The organism is Streptomyces sp. NPDC047917, from assembly GCF_043204345.1.
Classification (GTDB): Bacteria; Actinomycetota; Actinomycetes; order Streptomycetales; family Streptomycetaceae; genus Streptomyces; species Streptomyces sanglieri.
The window spans coordinates 84748-110326 of sequence record NZ_JBIDCA010000017.1; the positions used below are offsets into that span (position 1 = coordinate 84748).

At 71.3% G+C, this 25579-nt stretch carries 8 protein-coding genes; all 8 read left to right on the plus strand.

All coding sequences use genetic code 11. From position 1 onward, the window contains the following. The first annotated feature begins 28 nt into the window (after positions 1 to 28). The 8 genes from ACGF8B_RS35235 to ACGF8B_RS35270 all read left to right on the plus strand — a co-directional run bounded on the left by ACGF8B_RS35235 (position 29) and on the right by ACGF8B_RS35270 (position 25509). Positions 29 to 11440, plus strand: a complete 11412-nt coding sequence (locus ACGF8B_RS35235) for an amino acid adenylation domain-containing protein (RefSeq protein WP_392746335.1) — start codon at positions 29 to 31, stop codon at positions 11438 to 11440. Next, entirely contained in the window at positions 11437 to 18522 is a 7086-nt protein-coding gene (locus tag ACGF8B_RS35240; RefSeq protein WP_392746336.1) for an amino acid adenylation domain-containing protein, read from the plus strand. The genes ACGF8B_RS35235 and ACGF8B_RS35240 overlap by 4 nt, the downstream gene beginning before the upstream one ends. Before the next feature lie 184 nt (positions 18523 to 18706). After that, positions 18707 to 19624: a kinase gene (locus tag ACGF8B_RS35245; protein ID WP_392746338.1), complete on the plus strand. Its 918-nt coding sequence runs from the start codon at positions 18707 to 18709 to the stop codon at positions 19622 to 19624. Between the two features lies 1 nt (position 19625). Next, a complete protein-coding gene (locus tag ACGF8B_RS35250; RefSeq protein WP_392746340.1) occupies positions 19626 to 20675 on the plus strand; it encodes a PLP-dependent cysteine synthase family protein in 1050 nt (349 codons plus the stop codon). Continuing rightward, positions 20672 to 21937 carry an ATP-grasp domain-containing protein gene (locus ACGF8B_RS35255; protein WP_392746341.1) on the plus strand — a complete coding sequence of 422 codons (1266 nt, stop codon included), beginning with the start codon at positions 20672 to 20674 and terminating at the stop codon, positions 21935 to 21937. The genes ACGF8B_RS35250 and ACGF8B_RS35255 overlap by 4 nt, the downstream gene beginning before the upstream one ends. Beyond that, the gene (locus ACGF8B_RS35260; RefSeq protein WP_392746342.1) at positions 21934 to 23397 is read left to right on the plus strand and encodes an argininosuccinate lyase; all 1464 of its coding nucleotides are present in this window, start codon (positions 21934 to 21936) and stop codon (positions 23395 to 23397) included. The genes ACGF8B_RS35255 and ACGF8B_RS35260 overlap by 4 nt, the downstream gene beginning before the upstream one ends. After that, positions 23397 to 24689 carry an MFS transporter gene (locus tag ACGF8B_RS35265; RefSeq protein ID WP_392746343.1) on the plus strand — a complete coding sequence of 431 codons (1293 nt, stop codon included), beginning with the start codon at positions 23397 to 23399 and terminating at the stop codon, positions 24687 to 24689. The genes ACGF8B_RS35260 and ACGF8B_RS35265 overlap by 1 nt, the downstream gene beginning before the upstream one ends. A gap of 43 nt (positions 24690 to 24732) precedes the next feature. Next, positions 24733 to 25509, plus strand: coding sequence for a 4'-phosphopantetheinyl transferase family protein (locus ACGF8B_RS35270; RefSeq protein WP_392746345.1), 777 nt, complete (start codon positions 24733 to 24735; stop codon positions 25507 to 25509). Positions 25510 to 25579: the final 70 nt, after the last annotated feature.

The following is a 25579-nucleotide window of genomic DNA, read 5'->3' on the forward strand; positions in this document are numbered from 1 at the left end:
AGATCCGAGCTACCAAGAAGGTGTCGAGATGTCCCAGCCGCAAGCAGATCCAGCTCTCTCCCTCGGCGTCGTCGTTCCCGCGCACGTCGCCGCGTACAACGACACGGCCGAGAACCTTCCCGAAGGTGCGCTGCACGCTCTCTTCGCCGCGCAGGCCGCCCGCACCCCGCAGGCCGTCGCACTCGTCCGCGAGGACCGCAGTCTCACCTACCGGGAGCTGGACGGCGCGGCCAACGCTCTCGCACACCGGCTCGTCGCCGAGGGCGTACGGCCCGGCGACACCGTCGGTCTCCTCTTCGACCGCTCGTTCGCCTACGTCATCACGGTCCTCGCCGTGCTGAAGAGCGGCGGCGTGTACGTACCCCTGGACCCCCGCCAGCCCGGGGAGCGCCTCGCCTGGATCCTCGGCAACACCGGGGCCGGCCTGCTGGTGACCGACCGCCCGGCCGAGGAGACCGGCTTCGCCGGGGAGCTGCCCGCCCTGCGACTCGACGACACTCTCGCCACGGCCGACACGGCAGCCACCGCACCCGAGGTCACGGTCCACCCGGACCAGCCGCTGTACATGATGTTCACCTCCGGCTCCAGCGGCACCCCCAAGGGCGTGGTGAACACCCACCGCAACGTCGTCGAACTGGCTCTGGACCCCGGCTTCGGCGCCGAGGCCCACGAGCGGGTACTCGCCTACTCGCCGCTGCCCTTCGACTCCTCCACCTACGAACTGTGGGTGCCGCTGCTGCGCGGCGGACTGGCCGTCGTACTGTCCGCCCCGAAGGTCGACATCGGCGAGCTCGCCGACGCCATCACCCGCTACCGGGCCACCGCCGCCTACTTCACCACCGCCCTCTTCGACGCCATGGCCAGCGAGGCGATCGACGCCCTGGGGCAGCTGCGCGAGATCTGGACCGGCGGCGACGTACTGTCCGCCACCGCCCTCCGACGAGCCCTCGACCACTGCCCGGACACCACGTTCGTCCACGTCTACGGCCCCACCGAGGCCACCGTCTTCTGCAGCTACCAGGCGTTCACCCCCGAGGGCCGCACCCTCGACCGGCTGCACCTCGGCATCCCGATGGCGAACACCGCCATGTACGTCCTGGACGGCGAACTCCGCCACACCGCCGAGGGCGAGACCGGCGAGCTCTACGTCGCGGGACCGCACCTCGCCCAGGGCTACGCCCGGCTGCCCGGCCTGACCGCCGAGCGGTTCACCGCCGACCCCTACGGGCCGGCCGGCAGCCGCATGTACCGCACCGGCGACCTGGCCGCCTGGAACGAGCACGGCGAGATCGTCTTCCTCGGCCGCGCCGACCAGCAGGTCAAGCTGCGCGGCAACCGCATCGAGCTGGGCGAGATCGAGACCGTGCTGGTCCGCCACCCCTCCGTGGCCCAGGCCGCGGTCATCGTCCGTGAGGACCGGCCCGGCGACAAGCGCCTGGTCGCCTACGCCGTACCCGCCGAGGAAGGCGTCCTGGACGGAGCCGAACTCCTCCGGTACGCGGGCGAGCAGCTCGTCGAGTACATGGTGCCCTCGGCCGTCGTCCCGATGGGAACCCTGCCGCTGACCCCGAACGGCAAGCTGGACCGGCGCGCGCTGCCCGCACCCCGGGCCGGTGCGGCGGCCGGCGGCCGGGCCCCGCGCAACCCGGTCGAGGAGGTCCTCTGCGGACTGTTCGCCCACTCCCTCGGCCTGCCGACGATCGGCATCGACGACGACTTCTTCACCGCCGGCGGCCACTCACTGCTGGCGACCCGGCTGGTGAGCCGGGTACGCACCGTCCTCGACGTCCAGCTGACGCTGCGACAGTTCTTCGAGTACCCGACCGTGGCGCTGCTCGCCGAGTACGTCGCCACCGGCGGAGGAGAGTCCGCCCGCCCGGCCCTGACCGCCCAGGAGCGGCCCGAACCGCTGCCGCTCTCCGCGGCCCAGCAACGGCTCTGGTTCCTGGACCAGTTGGAGGGCCCGTCGGCGACCTACAACATTCCGCTCGCCGTCCGGGTCCGCGGTGACCTCGACGTCGCCGCCCTGGAGTCCGCGTTCACCGATGTCGCGGGACGCCACGAGAGCCTGCGCACCGTGTTCGGCCAGGCGGAAGGGCAGACGTACCAGCGGATCCTGCCCGCCGACAGCGTCCGGGTGGAGCTGCCGGTCACCCCGGCGGCCGAGAAGGAGGTCGCCGCGCTGCTCACCGCCGAGTCCGAGCGCGTCTTCGACCTGGCGGCCGATCTGCCGTTCCGGGCACGGCTGTTCAGCCTCGGCGAGCACGACCACGTGCTTCTCGTCGTCATGCACCACATCGTCTCCGACGGCTGGTCCTACCAGCCGCTGATGCGCGACCTGAGCACCGCCTACGCGACCCGCTCCCGCGGTGAGCGCCCGGCCTGGGAGCCGCTGCCCGCCCAGTACGCCGACTACACCCTCTGGCACCATGGCGTGCTCGGCGATCCCAGGGACGAGGAGAGCCTCGCCTCCCGCCAACTCGACTACTGGCGCCGGACCTTGGCCGACCTCCCGGAAGAGGTCACCCTGCCCGCCGTGCGGCAGCGGCCGGCCGTCGCCTCCTACCGTGGTGCCACCCACACCGTGCACTGCCCCGAGGAGATCCACTCCTCGCTCGCGGAACTGGCACGAGAGTCCGGAGCCTCGGTCTTCATGGTGGCTCAGGCCGCGGTGTCGACGCTGCTGTCCCGTTCCGGCGCCGGCCACGACATTCCGCTCGGCTCACCGATCGCCGGCCGAACGGACCAGGCCCTCGACGACCTCGTCGGCTTCTTCGTCAACACCCTCGTCCTGCGTACCGACACCAGCGGCGACCCGAGTTTCCGTGAGCTGCTGAACCGGGTCCGCGAGACCGACCTCGCTGCCTGGAGCCATCAGGACCTGCCGTTCGACCGGCTGGTCGAAGCCCTCAATCCCGACCGGTCCGCCGCCCGGCACCCGCTCTTCCAGGTGATGCTGACACTCACCGACGCGGCCACACCGACGCTCGTCGCCGAGGAGCTGGACACCGAATCGGAGTTCACCTGGCTGCGGTTCGCCAAGTTCGACCTGACGTTCTCGTTCGCGGAGCATCGTTCGGTGGATGGTCGGCCGGGTGGGTTGGACATCACGATCGAGTATGCGACGGATCTGTATGACGCTCGTTCGGTGGAGCTGGTGGGTGAGCGTCTGGTGCGGTTGTTGGGTGCTGCGGCTTGTGCGCCGGATGTGCCGGTGGGTGAGTTGGAGTTGTTGTCGGGTGGTGAGCGTGGGTTGTTGTTGGGGGAGTGGGCCGGTGCGGTGACGGGTTCTCCGGATGGGGGGCTTGCGGGGTTGTTCGGGGCGCAGGTGGTGCGGACGCCGGATGCGGTTGCGGTGGTGGGTGAGGGGCGTGAGCTGTCGTATCGGGAGCTCGACGGTCTGGCCAATGGTGTGGCGCGTGGGCTGATCGCTGAGGGGGTGCGGCCGGGCGGTCGGGTCGCGTTGTTCCTGGAGCGGTCGGTGGGTGCGGTGGTCGCGACGTTGGGTGTGGTGAAGGCGGGGGCGGTGTATGTGCCGTTGGATACGCGGTATCCGGCGGATCGTGTGGAGTTGATCGTGGGGGAGTCGGGTGTCACGCATGTGGTGACGGACCGGGATCCGGGTTCGTTGGTGTTGCCGGCGGGTGTCCGGGTGCTGGGTCCGCTGTCCGGTGGTGGCCCCTCGGATGCCTCGGACGCCTCTGACGCCTCGGTCTCCTCGGATCCTGGTGTGGTGGTGCATCCGGATCAGCCGGTGTATGCGATGTTCACGTCGGGTTCGACGGGTGTGCCGAAGGGTGTCGCGGTCACGCATCGCAATGTGGCGGATCTGGCCGCGCAGACGATGTATGCGAACGGGAATCACTCGCGGGTGTTGTTCCACTCGGCGATGGCGTTCGACGCGTCGACGTACGAGATGTGGGTGCCGTGGCTGAACGGTGGCACCCTCGTCGTCGCCCCCGCAGGGCATCTCGACGCGGCGGCGTACGAGGCCCTGATCGCTGAACAGGGAATTACCGCACTGTGGTTGACGGCGGGTCTGTTCCGGGTGATGGCGGAGGAGGTCCCGGAGGCGTTCGCGGGGGTGCGTGAGGTGTGGGCGGGTGGTGATGTGGTGCCGCCGGAGGCGGTGCGCCGGGTCATGGACAGCTGCCCGGACCTGACCGTTGTGAACGGCTATGGCCCGACGGAGACCACCACGTTCGCCTCCACCCACCGTGTTCACCGTCCGCTGGACTACGCGGGTGCGATTCCGATCGGTGAGTCGCTCGACAACCACCGGCTGTATGTTCTGGACGAGGGGCTGCGACTGGTTGCGCCGGGTACGCCGGGTGAGTTGTACATCGCGGGTGCCGGTCTGGCGCAGGGGTATCTGGACCGGCCGGCGCTGACCGCCGACCGTTTCGTCGCGGATCTGTACGGTCCGGCCGGTGCGCGGATGTACCGGACCGGGGACCTGGTCCGCTGGAACCTGGAAGGCTCCCTCGAATACCTCGGCCGCGCCGACCAGCAGGTCAAGCTCCGCGGCTTCCGCATCGAACTCGGCGAGATCGAGAGCGCGTTGACCGCACGGGCGGAGGTGGGCCAGGCCACCGTCGTCGTCCGCGAGGACCGGCCCGGCGACAAGCGCCTCGCCGCGTACCTCGTCGCCGCCGACGGCGCCCGGATCGACACCGAAACGGTGCGACGTGAGATCGCCGGCGTGCTCCCGGAGTACATGGTCCCGTCCGCCTTCATGGTCCTCGACGAGATCCCGCTCACCGTCAACGGCAAGGTCGACCGACGCGCCCTGCCCGCACCCCGGCAGAGTGCCGACACCGCCGGGCGCGCCCCCCGGGGACCGGTCGAGGAGGTCCTGTGCGGCCTCTTCGCGGAGGTCCTGGGACTGCCCTCGGCCACCATCGACGACCACTTCTTCAACCTCGGCGGGCACTCGCTCCTCGCCACCCGCCTCATCAGCCGGATCCGGCAGGCCTTCGGCGTCCAGATCACCGTCCGGGACCTCTTCCAGGGCCCCACGGTGGCCGCACTGGCCGAGTACGTCGAAGCGGGCGGCGACGCCGTGCAGCGGCCCGCGCTCCGGGAGGCGGTCAGGCCCGACCGGGTACCGCTCTCCTCCGCCCAGCAGCGCCTGTGGTTCCTGCACCACCTGGAGGGGCCGTCGGCCACGTACAACATCCCGCTGGCCCTGCGCCTCACGGGAGCGCTCGACCCGGACGTCCTCCAGACCGCGCTCACCGACCTGGTGGTGCGGCACGAATCGCTGCGCACCCTCTTCGGGATGGCCGACGACGCCGCCTACCAGTGGCAGCTCCCGGCTGCCGAAGTCCGGGTGGAGCTGCCGGTCCGCGCGGTGACCGGGGCCCGCCTGGAGGCGGAGCTCGCGGAACACGCCGCCCGCAGCTTCGACCTGGAGTCCGAACTACCCCTTCGTGCCACCCTGTTCGCGATCGGGGACCAGGAGCACGTACTCCTGGTGGTGATGCACCACATCGCCTCCGACGGCTGGTCCACCGCCCCGCTGCTGCGCGACCTGGCGGCCGCCTACGCCGCCCGTGCCGGGGGCCTCGCCCCCGCGTGGGACCCGCTGCCGGTGCAGTACGCCGACTACACGCTCTGGCAGCAGGAGCTGCTCGCGGCGGACGGGGAGCGGCAGTCCGCATTCTGGCGCCACACACTGGACGGGCTGCCCGACGAGGCCACCCTGCCGGCCGACCGCCCGCGCCCGGCGGTCGCCACCTACCGCGGCGACACCCACAGCGTCCACGTCCCCGCCGAGCTGCACGACGGGCTGACCCGGCTGGCCCGGGAGACCGGCAGCACGCTGTTCATGGTGGCCCAGGCCGCCGTCGCCACCGCACTGTCCCGTTCCGGCGCGGGGGAGGACATCCCGATCGGCGCCCCGATCGCGGGCCGCTCGGAGCAGTCCCTCGACGACCTGGTGGGCTTCTTCGTCAACACCCTGGTGCTGCGCACCGACCTGACCGGCGACCCGAGCTTCCGCGAGCTGCTGACCCGGGTCCGGGAGGCCGACCTGGCGGCCTGGGCCCACCAGGACCTGCCGTTCGACCGGCTGGTGGAGACCCTCAACCCCGAGCGCTCCACCGCTCGGCACCCCCTCTTCCAGGTCGTTCTCACCCTCCAGGAAGCCGTCACCCCCACCCTCGAACTCCCGGGAATCTCGGCCGAGTCGGGCTTCACGACCCTGGACATCTCCAAGTTCGACCTGACCTTCTCCTTCCACGAACACCGCACGGCCGACGGACGCCCGGGCGGGCTGGACATCAGGGTCGAGTACGCCACCGACCTGTACGACGCCGGCACCGTCGAGGCGGTCACCGCCCGACTGGTACGGCTGCTGGGCGACGCCGTAGAGCGACCTGAAATCCCCGTGGGTGAGCTGGAGTTCATCGGCGCGGACGAGCGTCACCGCCTCCTGGAGCAGTGGAACGGCGAGGTCACCGGCTCCTCCGACGCCGGCCTCGCGGAGCTGTTCGCCGCGCAGGCCGCGCGCACCCCGGACGCCATCGCCCTGGTCGACGGCGACCGGGAGCTGACCTACGCCGAGCTGGACGAGGACACCAACCGGCTCGCCCACCACCTCGTGGGCCTCGGCGTCCGGCCGGAGAGCGTCGTCGCCGTACTGATGGAGCGGTCGGCGGAGCTGCTCACCGGACTCCTCGCGGTGGTCAAGGCCGGAGGCGTCTACGCCCCGCTCAACACCGCGGACCCCGACACCCGTCTGCTGCGGATCCTCACGGAGACCGGGGCGCCCGTCCTGCTCACCGACCGGGCACTGGCCGAACACTCCGTCGTGACCCGGACCGACGCCCGGACTGTCGTGCTGGACGGCACCGCCGGATTCGCCCACCTCCCCACGACGCCCCCGGCCCCCCACGCCCATCCCGACCAATGGCTGTACGTGATGTTCACGTCGGGTTCGACGGGTGTGCCGAAGGGCGTCGCGATCACCCATCGCAATGTGGCGGACCTGGCCGCGCAGACCATGTACGCCAACGGCAACCACCGGCGCGTGCTGTTCCACTCGACACACACCTTCGACGCCTCCACGCACGAGATCTGGGTGCCGTGGCTGAACGGCGGCACGGTCGTGGTCGCACCACCCGGGTACCTCGACCCCGGCACGCTGGGCGGACTTCTGACCGAGCGCGGGATCAGCTCGCTGTGGTTGACGGCGGGTCTGTTCCGGGTGATGGCGGAGGAGGTCCCGGAGGCGTTCGCGGGGGTGCGTGAGGTGTGGGCCGGTGGTGACGTGGTGCCGCCGGAGGCGGTGCGCCGGGTCATGGACCGCTGCCCGGACGTCACGGTCGTCAACGGCTACGGCCCGACGGAGACCACCACCTTCGCCACGACCCACCGTATTCACCGTCCGCTGGACTACACGGGTGCGATCCCGATCGGTGAGCCGCTCGACAACCACCGTCTCTACGTCCTGGACGAGGGCCTGCGACTGGTCCCGCCGGGCACCCCCGGCGAGCTGTACATCGCCGGCGCCGGTCTCGCCCGCGGCTACCTCGGCCGGCCGGGCATGACGGCGGAACGCTTCGTCGCCGACCCGTACGGTGCGGCCGGTGCGCGGATGTACCGGACCGGGGACCTGGTCCGCTGGAACCTGGAAGGCTCCCTCGAATACCTCGGCCGCGCCGACCAGCAGGTCAAGCTCCGCGGCTTCCGCATCGAACTCGGCGAGGTCGAGAGCGCGTTGACCGCCCACGAGAGCGTGGGCCAGGCGACCGTACTGGTGCGGGAGGACCGGCCCGGCGACAAGCGGCTCGTCGCCTACCTCGTCGCCGCCGACGCGGCCCGGGTCGACGTGGCCGAACTGCGCGGTCACGCCTCGGACGCCCTGCCCGAGTACATGGTCCCGTCCGCCTTCGTGGTCCTCGACGAGATCCCCCTCACCAGCAACGGCAAGGTCGACCGCCGGGCCCTGCCCGCACCCCAGGTCTCCCACGCCACCACTGGGCGCGCCCCGCGCACACCGCAGGAAGAGGTGCTCTGCGGTCTCTTCGCGGCCGTCCTCGGACTGCCGTCGGTCTCCATCGACGACCACTTCTTCCACCGCGGCGGCCACTCGGTGCTCGGCACCCGGCTGATCAGCCGCATCCGGCGGGCATTCGGCGTTCAGCTCGGGGTGAAGGACCTGTTCCGCAACCCCACGGTGCTCGCGCTCTCGGAATGCGTCACCGCGGGTAGCGGAGAACTGCCCCGGCCGGCGCTGACGGCGGAGGAACGGCCGGAGATCGTCCCGCTGTCCTCCGCCCAGCAGCGGCTGTGGTTCCTCGACCAGATGGAAGGCCCGTCCGCCACCTACAACATCCCCCTCGCACTCCGTCTCAAGGGCTCACTGGACCACCGGGCCCTCCAGCTCGCCCTCACCGACATCACCACCCGCCACGAAGGACTGCGGACCGTCTTCCCGACCCATGAGGGCACCCCCCACCAGCACATCCTTCCTCCGACCGCCATCGACCTCCCGCTGATCGATACCACCGAGGACGAGCTCACCGCACGACTGGCCGAGCTCTCATCGGCCACCTTCGACCTGTCCGTCCAGCCACCGATCCGCACACACCTGCTGTCGATCGGCGAGCAGGAGCACATCCTGCTGGTGGTCATCCACCACATCGCCTCCGACGGCTGGTCCAACGGACCGCTCTTCCGCGACCTGGCCACCGCCTACGAGGCCCGCACCGAGGGCGCCGCCCCCGCATGGGAGCCGCTGCCGGTCCAGTACGCCGACTACTCCCTCTGGCAGCAACGCCTCCTCGGCAGCGACGAGGAACGCCAACTCGACTTCTGGCGCGCCGCGTTGGCCGACCTCCCGGAGGAAGCGACACTGCCGACGGACCGTGCCAGGCCGGCCACCGCGTCCAACCGTGGCACCACTCACACCGTGCACTGCACGGCCGACCTGCACGAGTCGCTCAGCTCCCTGGCCCAGGAGACCGGCAGCACGCTCTTCATGGTGGCTCAGGCCGCGGTGTCGACGCTGCTGTCCCGTTCCGGCGCCGGCCACGACATCCCGCTCGGTTCACCCGTCGCGGGGCGCACCGACCCGGCCCTGGACGATCTCGTGGGCTTCTTCGTCAACACCCTCGTCCTGCGTACCGACACCAGCGGCGCCCCGAGCTTCCGTGAGCTGCTGAACCGGGTTCGCGAGACCGACCTCGCTGCCTGGAGTCATCAGGACCTGCCGTTCGACCGGCTGGTCGAAGCCCTCAATCCCGAGCGCACCACCGCCCGGCACCCCCTCTTCCAGGTCATGCTCACCGTCGGAGACATGTCCGCCGATGCCCCCGAACTCCCGGGGCTGGAAGCCACGTACGAGTTCTCGAAGGTGGAGATCGCCAAGTTCGATCTCACCTTCGGATTCGCGGAGCATCGTTCGGTGGATGGTCGGCCGGGTGGGTTGGACATCACGATCGAGTATGCGACGGATCTGTATGACGCTCGTTCGGTGGAGTTGGTGGGTGAGCGTCTGGTGCGGTTGTTGGGTGCTGCGGCTTGTGCGCCGGATGTGCCGGTGGGTGAGTTGGAGTTGTTGTCGGGTGGTGAGCGTGGGTTGTTGTTGGGGGAGTGGGCCGGTGCGGTGACGGGTTCTCCGGATGGGGGGCTTGCGGGATTGTTCGGGGCGCAGGTGGTGCGGACGCCGGATGCGGTTGCGGTGGTGGGTGAGGGGCGTGAGCTGTCGTATCGGGAGCTCGACGGTCTGGCCAATGGTGTGGCGCGTCGGCTGATCGCGGAGGGGGTGCGGCCGGGTAGTCGGGTCGCGTTGTTCCTGGAGCGGTCGGTGGGTGCGGTGGTCGCGACGTTGGGTGTGGTGAAGGCGGGGGCGGTGTATGTGCCGTTGGATACGCGGTATCCGGCGGATCGTGTGGAGTTGATCGTGGGGGAGTCGGGTGTCACGCATGTGGTGACGGACCGGGATCCGGGTTCGCTGGTGTTGCCGGCGGGTGTCCGGGTGCTGGGTCCGCTGTCCGGTGGTGGCTCCTTGGACACCTCTGGCGCCTCTGACGCCTCGGTCTCCTCGGATCCTGGTGTGGTGGTACATCCGGATCAGCCGGTGTACGCGATGTTCACGTCGGGCTCCACCGGGGTTCCCAAGGGTGTTGCGGTCACGCATCGCAATGTGGCGGATCTGGCCGCGCAGACGATGTACGCGAACGGCAATCACTCGCGGGTGCTCTTCCACTCGGCGATGGCGTTCGACGCATCGACGTACGAGATGTGGGTGCCGTGGCTGAACGGTGGCACCCTCGTCGTCGCCCCCGCAGGACACCTGGCACCCGCCGACTACCAGCGGTTGCTGTCCGAGCACCGGATCAGCTCGCTGTGGTTGACGGCAGGTCTGTTCCGGGTGATGGCGGAGGAGGTCCCGGAGGCGTTCGCGGGGGTGCGTGAGGTGTGGGCGGGTGGTGACGTGGTGCCGCCGGAGGCGGTGCGCCGGGTCATGGACAGCTGCCCGGACCTGACCGTTGTGAACGGCTATGGCCCGACGGAGACCACCACGTTCGCCTCCACCCACCGTATTCACCGTCCGCTGGACTACGCGGGTGCGATCCCGATCGGTGAGCCGCTCGACAACCACCGTCTCTACGTCCTGGACGAGGGGCTGCGACTGGTTGCGCCGGGTACGCCGGGTGAGTTGTACATCGCGGGTGCCGGTCTGGCGCAGGGGTATCTGGACCGGCCGGTGCTGACCGCCGACCGTTTCGTCGCGGATCTGTACGGTCCGGCCGGTGCGCGGATGTACCGGACCGGGGACCTGGTCCGCTGGAACCTGGAAGGCTCCCTCGAATACCTCGGCCGCGCCGACCAGCAGGTCAAGCTCCGCGGCTTCCGCATCGAACTCGGCGAGATCGAGACCGTCCTCGCCGGCCTGCCGGGCGTGGCCCAGGCCACCGTCGTCGTACGGGAGGACCGGCCCGGCGACAAGCGCCTCGTCGCCTACCTCACCGCCGAGGAAGGCGCCCGGATCGAACCCGGGGACGTACAGAAGCAGATGTCCGGGCTGCTGCCCGACTACATGGTCCCGTCCGCCTTCATGGTCCTCGACGAGATCCCCCTCACCGTCAACGGCAAGGTCGACCGACGCGCCCTGCCCGCACCCCAGCTCACCAACGAGGCCACCGGGCGTGCACCGCGCACCGCCAAGGAAGAAGTCCTCTGCGGCCTCTTCGCGGAGATCCTGGGACTGCCGTCGGTCTCCATCGACGACCACTTCTTCAACCTCGGCGGGCACTCGCTCCTCGCCACCCGGCTCGCCGGCCGGATCCGCACCGTACTCGGGGTCGAACTCTCCGTGGCGACCCTCTTCGAAAACCCGATCGTGGCCACGCTCGTCGAGAAGCTCGACGGCGCCGAGGCCGCGCGGCCCAGACTTCGGCCGATGCGCCGGATGGGAGTGACCAAGTGATTCCCTTGTCCTTCGCCCAGCAGCGGCTGTGGTTCATCGCCCAGATGGAAGGGCCGTCGACCACCTACAACATCCCGCTCGCCGTGCGGCTGAACGGCGAACTCGACCGCCCCGCCCTCCGGTCGGCCCTCCTGGACCTGGTCGGCAGACACGAGAGCCTGCGCACCCTCTTCCCCGACCAGGACGGCACCCCCTACCAGCACATCGTCGCCGAGGAGGACGTGGAGCTCCCGCTCCCGGTCCTCGCCGCCGATGCCGCGACGCTGCCGGCCGTTCTCGCCGAGGAGTCCGCCCAGGTCTTCCACCTCGCGGCCGATCTGCCGGTCCGGGCCCGCCTGATCGCCCTCGGCGAGCAGGAGCACGTCCTGCTCATCGTGATGCACCACATCGTGTCCGACGGCGGCTCGACCGCTCCGCTGCTCCAGGACCTCGCCACCGCCTACGAGGCACGGGCCCGGGGCGTCGTGCCCGAGTGGGAGCCGCTGCCGGTCCAGTACGCCGACTACACCCTGTGGCAGCAGGAACTGCTGGGCGAGGGCGACGACCCGGACAGTGCCGGATCCCGCCAACTGGAGTTCTGGCGCGGCGTACTGGCCGACCTGCCGGAGGAGGCCACACTGCCGGCCGACCGGCCGCGCCCGGCCTCCGCCTCGTACATCGGCGCCACCTGCGACGCACATCTGCCCGCCGACATCCACATCGGCCTCACCCACCTCGCGCGGGAATCCGGCGCCACCCTGTTCATGGCGGTCCAGGCCGCCGTGGCGACCGCCCTCTCCCGCTCCGGCGCAGGCCTCGACATCCCGATCGGCTCCCCGGTCTCCGGCCGCATCGACGAGGCACTCGACGGCCTCGTGGGCTTCTTCGTCAACACCCTCGTCCTGCGCACCGACCTGACCGGCGACCCGAGCTTTTGCGACCTGCTCTCCCGGGTCCGCAGGACGGACCTGGCGGCCTGGGACAACCAGGACCTGCCCTTCGACCGGCTGGTCGAGGTGCTGAACCCCGAGCGCTCGGCCTCCCGGCACCCGCTCTTCCAGGTGATGCTCACCATGGGTGAGGCCGGCTCGGACGCCATCGGATTCCCGGGGCTCGACGCCCGGACCGAGTACAGCGCCCTGCAGATCGCCAAGTTCGACCTGACCTTCGGCTTCGCCGAGCACCGCACCCGCGACGGCCGTCCGGACGGCCTGGACATCACCATCGAGTACGCCACCGACCTCTACGACGCCCGGACGATCGACGCCCTCATGGCACGGCTGAACCGCCTGCTGGAGGCCGTCGTCACCTCGCCCGACACCCCGCTCTCCGTCCTCGACCTGCTCGGTGAGCACGAGCGGCGACTGCTCCTGGAAGAGCGCAGCGGCACCACCACCGGCACGCCCGGGACGAGCCTGGCGGAGCTGTTCGCCGCCCAGGCCGCCCGGACCCCGGACGCGATCGCCCTGGTGGACGAGGACCGTGATCTGACGTTCGCCGAACTCGACGAGGTCACCAACCGGCTGGCCCACCACCTCATCGACGCCGGGGTCGAGCGGCACGACGTGGTCGCCGTCCTCATGGAGCGCTCGACCGACCTGCTCACCGCCCTGCTCGCCGTGGTCAAGGCCGGTGCCGTGTACGCCCCGCTGAACACCACCGACCCGGACAGCCGCCTCGTCCAGATCCTGGCCGACACCCGGGCACCGGTCCTCCTCACCGACCAGGCACTCTCGGACCACCAGGTCGTCCAGGACGCCGAAGCGCGGATCATCGTCCTCGACGACACCACCGGTCTCGACCGGCTGCCCGCCACCGCTCCCACCCACACCATCCACCCCGACCAACCGGTGTACGCGATGTTCACCTCGGGTTCGACGGGTGTGCCGAAGGGCGTCGCGGTCACCCATCGCAATGTGGCGGACCTGGCCGCGCAGACCATGTACGCCAACGGCAACCACCGGCGCGTGCTGTTCCACTCGCCGGCCGCCTTCGACGCCTCCACGTACGAGATCTGGGTGCCGTGGCTGAACGGCGGCACGGTCGTGGTCGCACCTCGTGGCCACCTCGCCCCCACCGACTACCAACGGCTGCTCACCGAGCACCGGGTCACCGCGCTCTGGATGACCGCGGGTCTCTTCCGGGTCATGGCGGAAGAGGCGCCGGGCGCGTTCGCCGGGGTGCGCGAGGTGTGGGCGGGCGGTGACGTGGTGCCGCCGGAGGCCGTGCGCCGGGTCATGGACAACTGCCCCGACGTCACCGTCGTCAACGGCTACGGCCCGACGGAGACCACCACCTTCGCCTCCACCCACCGCATCCACCGTCCGCTGGACTACGCGGGTGCCGTCCCGATCGGTGAGCCGCTCGACAACCACCGCCTGTACGTGCTCGACGCCGGCCTCGGGCTGGTTCCACCGGGAGCTCCCGGCGAGCTGTACATCGCGGGAGCCGGCCTGGCACAGGGCTACCTCAACCGTGCCTCGCTGACGGCGGAACGCTTCGTCGCCGACCCGTACGGCCCGGCCGGTGCGCGGATGTATCGGACCGGGGACCTGGTCCGCTGGAACCTGGAAGGCTCCCTCGAATACCTCGGCCGCGCCGACCAGCAGGTCAAGCTCCGCGGCTTCCGCATCGAACTCGGCGAGATCGAGAGCGCGTTGACCACCCACGAGAGCGTGGGCCAGGCGACCGTACTGGTGCGGGAGGACCGGCCCGGCGACAAGCGGCTCGTCGCCTACCTCGTCGCCGCCGACGGCGCCCGGATCGACACCGACGCGGTGCACCGGGAGATCTCCGGCGCACTGCCCGAGTACATGGTCCCGTCCGCCTTCGTCGTGCTCGACGAGATTCCGCTCACCACCAACGGCAAGGTCGACCGACGCGCCCTGCCCGCACCCCGCCGCAGCACCGACACCGGTGGGCGCGCGCCCCGTACGCCCGCCGAGGAAGTGCTGTGCGGACTCTTCGCGGCCGTTCTCGGACTGACGTCGGTCACCATCGACGACCACTTCTTCCGGCGCGGAGGCCACTCCCTGCTCGCCACCCGTCTCATCAGCCGCATCCGGGCCGTCTGGGAGACCGAGATCACCATCCGCGACCTGTTCCAGTACGCCACGGTCGCGCAGCTGGCCGAGCGGATCGCGGCCGAGGGCAGCGGCGAGCGCCGGCCGGCGCTGACGTCCGAGGAGCGGCCGGAGATCGTGCCACTGTCCTCCGCCCAGCAGCGGCTGTGGTTCCTCGACCAGATGGAAGGCCCGTCCGCCACCTACAACATCCCCCTCGCACTCCGTCTCAAGGGCTCACTGGACCACCGGGCCCTCCAGCTCGCCCTCACCGACGTGGCCACCCGCCACGAAGTACTGCGGACCGTCTTCCCGATCCACCGGGGCACCCCCCACCAGCACATCCTTCCCCCGACCGCCTCCGACCTGCCCCTGATCCGCACCACCGAGGAGGAACTCGCCGGCCGGCTGGCCGCCCAGGCCGGGCGGACCTTCGACCTGGCAGGTGAACTCCCTTACCGCGCACAGCTGTTGCAGCTCGGCGCCGAGGACCACGTCCTCATGCTGGTGATCCACCACATCGCCTCCGACGGCTGGTCCAACGGACCGCTCTTCCGTGACCTGGCCACCGCCTACGAGGCCCGCACCGAGGGCACCGCCCCCGCATGGGAGCCGCTGCCGGTCCAGTACGCCGACTACTCCCTCTGGCAGCAGCGGATCCTGGAGCGCGACGAGGAACGCCAGCTCGACCACTGGCGCGGGGTGCTCGCCGATCTGCCGGAGGAAGCCACCCTGCCCGCCGACCACGCCCGCCCCGCCGTCGCCTCCAACCGCGGCCGCACCCACGCCGTGCACTGCCCCGCCGAACTGCACACCGCTCTGATGTCGCTGGCCCAGGACACCGGCACCACCCTGTTCATGGTGGCCCAGGCGGCCGTGGCGACCCTGCTCTCCCGCTCCGGCGCCGGCCACGACATCCCGCTCGGCTCACCCGTCGCGGGCCGCACCGACCAGAAGCTCGACGACCTCGTCGGCTTCTTCGTCAACACCCTCGTCCTGCGCACCGACACCGGAGGCGACCCGAGTTTCCGCGAGCTGCTGACCCGGGTCCGCGAGACCGACCTCGCCGCCTGGGCCCACCAGGACCTGCCGTTCGACCGGCTGGTCGAAGCACTCAACCCCGAGCGCACCACCGCCCGGCACCCCCTCTTCCAGGTCATGCTCACCGTCGGAGACACCAGCAGCGAAGCGCCCCGACTCGCCGGACTGGCCAGCGAGTTCGCCGTCCCACCGGTCTCCGTCGCCAAGTTCGACCTGACCTTCGCGTTCGCCGAGAACCGCGCCGCCGACGGCCGGCCCGACGGCCTCGACATCATGATCGAGTACACCACCGACCTGTACGACGCACGCACCATCGAGGCCACGGCGGACCGCCTGGTCCGGCTCCTCGACGGCGCCGTCGCCACCCCCGATCTGCCCCTCGCGGAGCTGGAGATGGTCTCCGGGCAGGAGCGCGACCGGCTGCGGGAGTGGAGCGGGGCACAGTCCCCGGCGCCCGGCCTCGGGCTCGACGCGCTGTTCACGGCACAGGCCGCCCGCACCCCGCACGAGGTGGCGCTGGTCCACGAGGAACAGCGGGTGACCTACCAGGAGCTGGACATCTGGTCCAACCGGCTGGCCCGCCACCTGACCGCACGCGGAGTCACCCCGGGCAGCATCGTCGCCGTACACCTGGAACGGTCCCCGCAGCTCGTCGCCACCCTGCTCGCCGCCCTGAAGGCGGGCGCCGGATACACCCTGCTCGACCCGCAGTTCCCGGCCGACCGGCTGAACACCGTGCTCGGCCAGACCGACCCGGCGGCACTGGTCACCCAGGCCCACCTGACAGCCCTGTCGACCCCCGCCACCCTGATCGACCTCACCGCGGAGATACCCGCGATCAGCGCCCTGCCGGGAACCCCCGTGGAGACGGGAGGGCACCCGGAGTCCATCGCCTGCGTCATGTTCACCTCCGGATCGACCGGAGTGCCCAAGGGCGTCGCGGCCTCGCACCGGGCACTGGCCGCCACGTTCATCGGCCCCGACTACCTGGACTTCGGACCCGGACAGACGTACCTGCAGAGCTCGCCGGTGTCCTGGGACGCCTTCGCCCTGGAGGTCTTCGGACCGCTCCTGCACGGCGGCGTCTGCGTCCTGCAGCCCGGCCAGCACACCGACCCGCACCAGATCGCGGAGCTGGTGGAACGGCACTCCATCACCACCCTGCAGATGTCGGCGAGCCTGTTCAACCACATGCTCGACGAGCACCCGGCCGTCTTCTCCCGGATCAAGGAGGCCATGACCGCCGGCGAGGCGGCCTCACCCGCCCACACCGCCAGGGCACTGGCCGACCACCCCCACCTCCACCTCGTCAACGGCTACGGGCCGGCCGAGAGCATGGGCTTCACCACCACCCACACCCTCACCGGACCCGCGCCCGCCATCCCAATCGGTCGACCGATCGCGGGCAAGCACGCCTACGTCCTGGACGAGAACCTCCGGATGCTGCCGCCGGGCGTCCCCGGCGAGCTCTACGTCGCCGGACACGGCCTCGCCCACGGCTACATCGGACAGCCCGCACTCAGCGCCGAACGATTCGTCGCCGACCCCCACGGCGCCCCCGGCTCGCGGATGTACCGGACCGGCGACCTGGCCCGCTGGAGCCAGGACGGGGCGCTGGAGTATTTCGGCCGGGCCGACCAGCAGATCAAGCTGCGGGGCTTCCGCATCGAGCCCGGTGAGATCGAATCGGCGCTGCTGCGGCACCCCACCCTCGCCCAGGTGGCGGTGCTGATCCGCGAGGACCGGCCCGGCGACAAACGGCTGGTGGCATACGTGGTGCCCACCGAAGGCAGCCGGCCGGACCTTCCCGAACTGCGCCGGCACGCGGTGGCGGCCCTGCCCGAATACATGGTGCCCGCCACGATCGTGCCGCTGGACGCACTGCCCCTGACGGTCAACGGCAAGCTCGACCGCCGGGCACTGCCCGAACCGCCGCAGGCCGACACCGCCGGCGGCCGGGAACCCCGCACCCCGGCGGAAGAAGTGCTGTGCGGCCTCTTCGCGGAGGTCCTCGGACTGACCTCGGTCACCATCGACGACCACTTCTTCCAACTGGGCGGCCACTCGCTGCTCGCCACCCGGCTGATCGGCCGGATCCGATCCATCTGGGACACCCGCGTCACCATCCGCGACCTGTTCCAGTACCCGACACCCGTACTGCTCGCCGAACACATCGCCACGAACACGGGCGGCGACCCGATGGAGACGCTGCTGCCGATCCGCGCCGCGACCGCCACCGGCACCGAGGCCCCGCTGTTCTGCGTCCACGCGATCTCCGGGATGAGCTGGTCGTACGCCGGTCTGCTCCGGCACATCGGCGGGCAGAGGCCACTGATCGGCCTCCAGGCCAAGGAGTTGACCAGCCCCTCGGACCGGCCGGCCGGCATCGAGGAGATGGCCGACGGATACGTGGCCCAGATCCGCTCCGTCCAGCCCCACGGCCCGTACCACCTGCTCGGCTGGTCGTTCGGCGGACTCGTGGCCCACGCGATCGCCGCCCGGCTGGAGGAGCAGGGTGAACAGGTGGCCCTCCTCGCCCTGCTCGACTCCTACCCGCTGCCCGACGGATTCCGGCCACCGGCCATCACCGGCCGGGAGGTGCTGACCGCCCTGCTCGGCGGCCGCGGCGCCGGACTCGACGTCCGCTGCGCCGATTCCGCCCCCGACGCGGCGGAACTGGCCGCCGTGCTGCGCGCCGAGGACGCGATCCTGGGCGCCCTGGAGCCGGCCCAGGCGGCGGCGGTCGTCGCCGCCACGGCCGGCAACCTGGAGATGCGCTACCGGTACGTTCCCCGGCGGCGGTTCGGCGGCGACGCGGTGTTCTTCGGCGCCGCCCGCACCCCCGCCGCGACCGGCGGCGCCGCAGCCTGGGCCCCCCATGTCACGGGCCGGATCGAGGAACACGAAATCGACTGCGAGCACTGGGACATGACCACGGCCGAACCGCTCCGCGAGATCGGAAAGGTGCTGGCGGAGGAGTTGCGCGGGGTGCGCCACTGATCCACCGGCACACCGGTGCCCGGGACCGCCCACGACGGCGGACCCGGGCACCTTCGCGTGCGCCGCGGCCACGGGCACCCAATTGCCCGCGGGCTGCCGCTCATGCCGCCGGGCGAAGAGTTCCGGCCTGCATAGCGTGAAGCCATCCGCAGGCCACGGCTCCCGGCAACAGAAAGTCAAGGAAATGGTTGATCATTCCGGCTGGCGTGTCGGGGTAGCTTCAGCCCCCGTCCACCACGGCGAGATCCTGCAAGGCGTGTTCGCCGGTGACGGCGGGCTCACCCGAGGTCTCGTCACACTTCCCTGCACCATTCACGCGACCCGAGCGACCTTCATCCCCGCCCCCGGCGCCGAGGTCACCGTCACGCCGGACTGGAAGGGCAAGGCCAGGCGCGCGGCCGAACTCGCGGTACGCGCCGTGACGCCGCCGGGCGACGAGCTGCCGGGCGGGCACCTCGACCTCACCGGTGACGTACCGCTGTGCCGGGGCTTCGGCTCCTCCACCAGCGATGTGCTCGCAGCCATCTGGGCGGTGAAGGACGCGTTCGTCAGCCCACTGCCGCCGCAGGACGTCGCCCGGATCGCGGTACGTGCGGAAACCGCCTCCGACTCCCTCATGTTCGAGGAATCCACCGTCCTGTTCGCCCAGCGCGAAGGCACGGTCATCGAGGACTTCGGCTACCCGATGCCGGCCCTGCGGGTCCTCGGCTTCGGCTCACGCCCCGAGGGCGGCGGACGGGGCGTGGACACACTCACCCTCGCACCGGCCCGCTACGGGCAGGACGAGATCGACCTCTTCACCCGGCTGCAGGCCATGCTCCGGGAGGCCATCCAGATGAAGGACGTGGCCCTGCTGGGCTCGGTGGCCACGACCAGCACGGAGATCAACCAGCGTCATCTGCCGATCCCGGACCTCGACCGCATCCGGGACATCGCGCGGACCACCGGAGCCGTCGGCGTACAGGCGGCACACAGCGGCGACATCGCCGGACTCCTCTTCGACCGGGACGACCCCGAGGTCGAGGCGCGGACCGGACTGGCCCAGGACCTCCTGCAAGAGCTCGGAATTCACGAGCAGTGGAACTACACAACGGGTGACTGACATGACGACGACGACTCTCCCCAAGGCTCACTCATCGATCGTGGAGGCGACCGAGCTGCCCCGCATCATCAAGGTGACCGACAACCTCTACGCTGCGGCCTTCAGCCTGATGAAGCTGCTGCCCGCCCGCTACATACTCGACCGGGCCGAGGCCGCCGGCCTGATCTCCCCGGGCACCCGGATCATCGAGACCTCCTCCGGCACCTTCGCCCTCGGCCTGGCCATGGTCTGCCGACTGCGCGGCTACCCGCTGACCATCGTCGGCGACTCGGCGATCGACCGGGACCTGCGCACCCGGCTCGAAATGCTCGGCACGACGGTGGAGATCGTCGAGCACACCGGCCAGCCCGGCGGCATCCAGGGCGCGCGCCTCGCCCGGGTGGCCGAGCTGCGCCGGCAGCACCCGGACGCCTTCGTCCCCGGCCAGTACGACAACCCCGACAACCCGGGCGCGTACGGTGTCGTCGCCGACCTGATCGGCAACACCGTCGGCGCCGTCGACTGCCTGGTGGGCCCGGTCGGTTCGGGCGGCTCCACCGGCGGACTCGCCGCCGCGCTGCGGCAGACCGGCCCCGCACTGCACCTGGTGGGCGTCGACACCCAGGGCAGCATCATCTTCGGCAGCCCGGACGGACCGCGCACGCTGCGCGGGCTCGGCAGCAGCATCCACCCGGGCAACGTCAAGCACGCGTCGTACGACGAGGTCCACTGGGTGACGGCCCCCGAGGCGTTCCACGCCACCCACGAGCTCTACCGCGCCCACGGCCTGTTCATGGGCCCGACCAGCGGCGCCTCCTTCCAGGTGGCCTCCTGGTGGGCCGAGCGGAACCCGGAGAGCACCGTCGTGATGGTGCTCCCCGACGAGGGCTACCGCTACCAGTCCACCGTCTACAACGACAACTGGCTGAACGAGCAGGGAATCGTCCCGGCCCCCGCGGTCGACGGCCCGCTCACCGTCGAACACCCGCTGGACGCCCCCGCCGCCTGGTCCCGGCTGCTGTGGGCCCGCCGCGGCTTCGACGACGTGGTGATGCCGGTGGTCGGCTCATGAGCGAGCGCCTGCTGCTCCTGGTGGAGAGCAACACCACCGGTACGGGACGGCTGTTCGCCGCGCGCGCGGCCGAACTCGGTGTGGTGCCCGTGCTGCTGTGCGCGGACCCGGACCGCTACCCGTACGCCGCCGAGGACCGGCTGCGGACGGTCGTCGTGGACACCTCCGACGAAGCCGCGCTGTGGGCGGCCGTCCGCGCGCTGGAGGACGAGGCCGCCGTCGCGGGCGTCCTGACCAGCTCCGAGTACTACGTGCCGACCGCCGCCGCACTGGCCTACCGGCTCGGTCTGCCCGGTCCGTCGGCCGAAGCCGTACGCGCCTGCCGCGACAAGGCCGAACAACGCCGGACGCTCACCGAAGCGGGCGTCGGATCACCGGACTTCGCCGTCGTCCGCGAAGTCACCGACGCACTCGACGCGGCCCGCTCCATCGGCCTGCCCGTGGTGGTCAAACCGGTGCAGGGCTCAGGGAGTCTGGGCGTACGGCTCTGCACGGACCTCGACGAGGTCGCCGAGCACGCCGGGACACTGCTGGCCGCCACCGTGAACGAACGGGGCATCGCCGCACCGAGCCGGATCCTGATCGAGGAGTACCTGACCGGACCGGAGTACTCCGTCGAGGTGTTCGGCACCGACGCCGTCGTCACCGTCGCCAAGCACGTCGGCGCGCTGCCGGTCTTCGTCGAGATCGGCCACGACGTGCCGGCCGCGCTCCCCGGCGAACAGGAGATCGCCCTGCGCGAGTCCGCGGTGCGCGCCGTGCGGGCGCTCGGCCTCGGCTGGGGAGCCGCCCATGTGGAACTGCGGCTGACCGGCCCCCGGACCGCCCGGGTCATCGAGGTCAACCCCCGGCTGGCCGGCGGCATGATCCCCGAACTGGTCCGCAGGGCCTGCGGGATCGACCTGGTCCGCGCCCAGGTGCTGGCCTCGCTCGGTACCGCCCCCGAACTGGAACGCGGCGGCTACGCCCGCGCCTCGATCCGGTTCCTCACCGCGGCACAGGACGGCATCCTCGCGCACTCCACCGCACTCACCGAAGCCAGGGCCAGGGCCCGCACGGTCCCGGGCACCGTCGAAGCGGTGCTCTACCGCGCCCCGGGCGAACCCGTCGGTCCCGCCGAGGACTTCCGGGGCCGCGTCGGCCACGCCATCGCCGTCGCCGACCGCTCGGTACGGGCGGCCGAGGCCGCCGACCGGGCCGTGGCGCTGCTGGGCGAGGCCGTGACCTACGCGGATCTGCACACAGAGGAGGCATTCGCATGACCGCAGCGACGGCGAACGGCGTCGACACCGGCCGGCTCAAGGCCGCGCTCGACGCCGAGGCGCACCGCATCGTCTACGACCAGTACCTGCCGGACACCGCGGACGGACTCGGCGAGGAGCTGCGCTGCATCAGCGAGGTCGACCGCGCCCACCTGATCATGCTCACCGAGCGCGGCATCGTGGACGCCGGCCGGGCCGCAGCCCTGCTGCGCGCCGTCGAGGAACTGCGCGGACAGGACTTCGCACCGGTCAGGGCCACCCCGATGCCGCGCGGCGTCTACCTCGCCTACGAGGGACACCTCATCGGGAAGCTGGGCGACGAGACCGGCGGCATCCTGCACACCGGCCGGTCCCGGAACGACCTCAACGCCACCACCACCCGGCTCAAGACGCGCGGCCCCTACCTGGCCCTGCTCGACGCGGTCGACCGGCTCGCCGGGGTACTGCTGGCGAAGGCCGAGGAGTACCGCGACGTGGTCATGCCCGCCTACACCCACGGCCAGCCGGCCGTGCCGATCAGCTACGGCCACTACCTCGCCGGGGTCGCCGGCGCGGTGCTGCGCGCGTACGAGGCGCTGCTGGACGCCGGACGCCAGCTCGACGTCAACCCGCTGGGCGCCGGCGCGATCGGCGGGACCTCCGTACCCATCGACCCCCGCCGCACCGCCGAACTGCTCGGGTTCAGCTCCGCCGCCCCCAACTCGGTCGACGCGGTCGCCTCCCGGGACTTCGTACTGGACCTGCTGTCCGCGTCCGCCGTCCTCGGCGTCTCGCTGGCCCGGGCGGGGCGGGACCTGAGCACCTGGAGCTCGGAGGAGTTCGGACTGCTGCGGGTGGGCGACACCCTCGTCGGCTCCAGCTCGATGATGCCGCAGAAACGCAACCCGTTCCTGCTCGAACACATCCAGGGCAGGTCCACCGCGAGCCTCGGCGCCTTCGTCGGCGCGGCGTCCGCGATGACCACCGGCGGCTACACCAACGCCATCGCGGTCGGCACCGAGGCCGTACGGCACCTCCGGCCCGGACTGAGCAGCACCACCGACGCGGTGACGCTGCTGAGCCTGGTGGTGGCGGGCACCGAACCGGAACGCGAACGCATGACGGACCGGGCCGTGGACGGCTTCACCTCGGCCACGTACCTGGCGGAGCGGCTCGTCCTGGACGGGACACCGTTCCGGGCCGCGCACCATCTGGTCGGCGAGACCGTGCTCGGCGCCCTGGAATCCGGCCGCTCGCTGGTGGACGCCGCCCGCTTCGCCGCCGTCGACGACGGCGGGCTGGCCCCCGACCGGGTCGTCGAGGCCTGCGCCCACGGCGGCGGACCCGGTGCCACGGCCGACGGGATACGCACCCTGAACGCCCGGCGGGACGCACTGAAGGCCGAATCGGCCGAGCGGCGCACCCGCTGGTCCGACGGAGCCGCGCTGCTGGCACGCGCCGTGGCCGGGGCGGTGACGTGATGTCGGCCCGCCTGACCGAACGCGCCCCGGGCGAGGAGGCCGAGCGGCCGCCGCGCAGCGGACTGGTGCGCCACCACGACTTCCGGCTGCTGTGGCTCGGCGAGACGACCAACCGCGTCGGCATCAACATCACCGGGGTCGCCATGCCCCTGGTGGCCGTGGTGACGCTCGACGCGAGCACACTCTGGGTGAGCGCGCTGGCCGCCGCCCCCTGGCTGCCCTGGCTGCTCATCGGCCTGCCCGCCGGCGCCTGGGTGGACCGGATGCGGCGCCGGCCGATCATGCTGATCTGCAACGTGGTCCCGCTGGTGCTGCTCGCGAGCGTCCCGCTGGCGGGCTGGCTCGGCGTCCTGACGATGACCCAACTGCTGGCCGTGGCACTGATCAACGGCTTCGCCGCGGTGTTCTTCGGGATCTCGTACAAGGTCTACCTGCCCTCCATCGTCGAACCCGAGGACCTCCAGGAGGCCAACGCCAAGCTCCAGGGCAGCGAGTCGGTGGCCCAGGTCGCCGGGCTCGGCGGTGGCGGCCTGCTCGCCCAGGCCTTCGGCGCCGCCTCCGGCCTCCTCGTCAACTCGGCGACGTTCCTCGTCTCCGCGCTGTGCCTGCTCGGCATCCGCGGCAAGGAACCGCTCCCGGAGAAACCCGAACACCACCGGGCGCTGCGGCAGGACATCAAGGAGGGCCTGCACTACACCTTCAAGGACCCCTACCTGCGCGTCCTCACCCTGTACGGCACCGCCACCAACCTGCTGCTCACGGCCGAGGCCGCGATCCTGCCGGTCTTCATCATCCGCGAGCTCGCGGTGCCCGAGGGCGCCACCGGCTGGCTCCTCGCGTCGAGCAGCATCGGCGGGATCCTCGGGGCCACCACCGCGAAACGCCTGATCGCACGGTTCGGATCGGCCCGCGGACTGCTCGTCGCCACCATCGCCAGCGCCCCGTTCGCCCTGCTCATCCCGCTGACACGGACGGACTGGACGTTGTCCGCCCTGGTGGTCGGCAGCGCGGTCCTCTCGCTCGGCGTCGTACTCGCCAACGTGATCCAGGGGGCTTTCCGCCAGCGCTACTGTCCGCCCCAGCTGCTCGGCCGCATCTCGGCCAGCGTCTCGGTGGCGAACTTCGGCGCCATTCCCTTCGGTTCACTGCTCGGCGGGATCCTCGGCACCGCCCTCGGCCTGCGGCCCACCCTGTGGCTGCTCACCGCGGGACTCGCCCTGACCCCGCTGCTCCTCCTGATCGGGCCGCTGCGCCGAAGGCGCGACCTGCCGGTCGCGCCGGCCACGCCGTGAGACCCGGCTCGCCTGTCACTCTCGTACGAACAGGAGAGACCCCGTGGAACAAACCCTGCCGTGGGTCGTCCGCGAGCTGCCACCCCCAGGCTCGCTCGACCTCTGGCTCCTGAGGGTCTCGGATGTCCCCATCGGCATCCTGGACGAACAGGTACTCGACGCGACCGAGCGTCAGCGTGCCGCCACCCTCATGCACGCCGCCGACCGGACCCGGTTCACGGCCGCGCATGTCGCCCTTCGCCGGCTGCTCGGCTCGTACCTGAGCCTGCGCCCCGAAGAGGTCCACCTGGGCCGGGACACCTGTCCCTGCTGCGGCGGACCGCACGGCCGGCCCACCGTGCTCGACGCCGGCGACCGGCTGTTCTTCTCGCTGTCCCACCGCGGCGATCTCGCCGTCGTCGGAACCGCGGCGGCCCCCATCGGGGTCGATGTGGAACTGGTGCCGGACGAGGACGGCACCGCCGACCTCGCCGCGATGCTGCACGTGGACGAGCAGGCCGAACTGGCGGCGCTGAGCCCGCCGGCCAGGCCCCGGGCCCTGGCCCGGCTGTGGACCCGGAAGGAGGCCTACCTCAAGGGCCTCGGCACCGGTCTGGGCCGCGATCCCTCGCTCGACTACGTCGGATCGGGACGCCCCGACGGCCCGTACCCGCCGTCCGGCTGGACCCTGCTCGACGTACCGGTGGACCGGGGCTACGCGGCGGCGGTGGCGGTACGGGGCGAACTGACCGTGGAGGGCCCGCTCGTCCGCAGGCTCGCCGGGCTCGACCTCGTACGGCACACCTGCGACGCCCTCCAGAGGACGAGAACCCCGCCCTGACCGCCCGTCGGGTCCGCCGGGTGCACCGACGCGGTGATCACCCGGCGGCGGGCACGCACCATCCGGCCGC

Bases quoted from the DNA above. Each gene is read 5' to 3' on its own strand.
- ACGF8B_RS35265 (WP_392746343.1), top strand. From the start codon at position 23,397: ATGTCGGCCCGCCTGACCGAACGCGCCCCGGGCGAGGAGGCCGAGCGG.
- ACGF8B_RS35260 (WP_392746342.1), top strand. From the start codon at position 21,934: ATGACCGCAGCGACGGCGAACGGCGTCGACACCGGCCGGCTCAAGGCC.
- ACGF8B_RS35250 (WP_392746340.1), top strand. From the start codon at position 19,626: ATGACGACGACGACTCTCCCCAAGGCTCACTCATCGATCGTGGAGGCG.
- ACGF8B_RS35255 (WP_392746341.1), top strand. From the start codon at position 20,672: ATGAGCGAGCGCCTGCTGCTCCTGGTGGAGAGCAACACCACCGGTACG.
- ACGF8B_RS35235 (WP_392746335.1), top strand. From the start codon at position 29: ATGTCCCAGCCGCAAGCAGATCCAGCTCTCTCCCTCGGCGTCGTCGTT.
- ACGF8B_RS35245 (WP_392746338.1), top strand. From the start codon at position 18,707: ATGGTTGATCATTCCGGCTGGCGTGTCGGGGTAGCTTCAGCCCCCGTC.